General features: G+C 61.9%; 1 protein-coding gene. It reads right to left on the bottom strand.

Annotation, left to right across the window (positions count from 1 at the left end):
* Window positions 1-367: 367 nt before the first annotated feature.
* A complete protein-coding gene (locus tag R3P95_RS25980; protein ID WP_426374983.1) occupies window positions 368-1450 on the bottom strand; it encodes an IS110 family RNA-guided transposase in 1083 nt (360 codons plus the stop codon).
* Between the last annotated feature and the right edge of the window lie 102 nt (window positions 1451-1552).

Raw genomic sequence — 1552 nt, 5'->3', positions numbered from 1 at the left:
AGCCGCTCTCATATGGAGGTCGGCCTGTCAACGACGGCATGGTGAAGCGGTGGCACGCACCGTCGTGTGTGCCACCGCTTCCTGTTGCCGGGATGGTGATCGATGCGAGTGGGAGGTGAGCGTGTCGTAGTGTTCGACGCGTCGTCAACTCTCATATACGCGGGTTGGTTACCGCAGGACGGACTGTTTCGGCTGGAGTGGATCGCAAGTCTATGAGTCGAGCGTGATCCCAACGCGCAGTTGAGGATTGCTCATAGGCGGCTAGCGGGTCACTCCCAGACGCTCGGCCACATCCCACATCGTCGTCGACCGTTCATTCCGGACATCTATCCCGACGCAGATCGCTACTTCGGCGTCGGAGCTTCAGTCATTCCTCGAGCGTGGCCAACGACCAGCACCAGCCGGCCAGCTCTCGTGCGATCCCGGCATTGGCGACCACCGCACGTTTACCGCGTTCGTCGAAATGTTCCCACCGTGCGTGCAGCCGCCGGTTCGCTTGATGTCCTCGCGCTTTGGCTTTGGGAGTCGACGCCTTCCACCGTGCCACCAGTTCACGCCCCGGCCGATACGGCTTGCGATGATGCCAGGCAGCCTCGACCAGCAGTCGGCGTACGTGAGCATTGCCGGTTTTGCTGACACCGCCCTGCGACCGGGATTCACCGGAAGAATGCTCGGTCGGGATCAACCCGACGAACGCACCGATCGAGCGGCCGGTCAACCGGTCCCACTCACCGATCTCCGTCGCCAAACCGAACGCTGTCAACGTCGCCACCCCACGAAGGCACCCCAGCCGGGTCACCACCGGAGTGAACGACGAATGCGCAGCCATGTCCGCGATGGCGGTATCGAGACGATTCCGGCGTTCGGTGGTGGCGATGACGGTCTCGTAGGCGGTGTCGTAGGTGATCTGCAGTGCACGTGAATCGAACCGCTGGCGACGTAACCACAGATCGTGGGCTGCGGTCCAGGGTTTGCCGCCGCTGTAGATGATCCCTTGACGCAGCAGCACATGTGTCAGGCGATGCTGTGCGGACACCAGATCGCCGCGGCAGTCCTCCCTTGCTCGCACCAGATCACGAGCGGACTCCTGCTCGGTACTCGGAATCAGAACCGGCACAATAGAACTCAAATGAAGCAACCGAGCCAAATGCCGGGCATCACGGGCATCGGTCTTGATGCGGTCACCAGGGGGACGCTGAATTTTCGACGGTGCCGCCACCACACAATCGACACCGGCGGCCAACAGAAAACGGGCCAGACCGAAACCGGTCGGGCCCGCCTCGTAGACGACATGCACCAGTCCTGGCAGCGAACGAATCCACTCCAGGATTTCTTTGTGATCAGGCGACATGCGACGCTCGAACAACTCGCCCGTCTCGCCATCCAAACCGCACGCCACCACCGATCGTGCGTGCACATCCAAACCAACACTCGTACGATGATTCTTCACTGGGGCCTCCCACATCTGTGGCTCTACCGGCCAGGACCCACTCCTGTCGGCAACCCACGCTTACATGCGGAGGGGCCCCAGCCAAGACCTCCATACCGTCTA

This window comes from Rhodococcus cercidiphylli (assembly GCF_033042225.1).
In the GTDB taxonomy this organism is placed as follows: domain Bacteria; phylum Actinomycetota; class Actinomycetes; order Mycobacteriales; family Mycobacteriaceae; genus Rhodococcoides.
The sequence above is the reverse complement of the archived record's forward strand: the minus strand, read 5'-3'. Positions and strand labels throughout refer to the sequence as shown.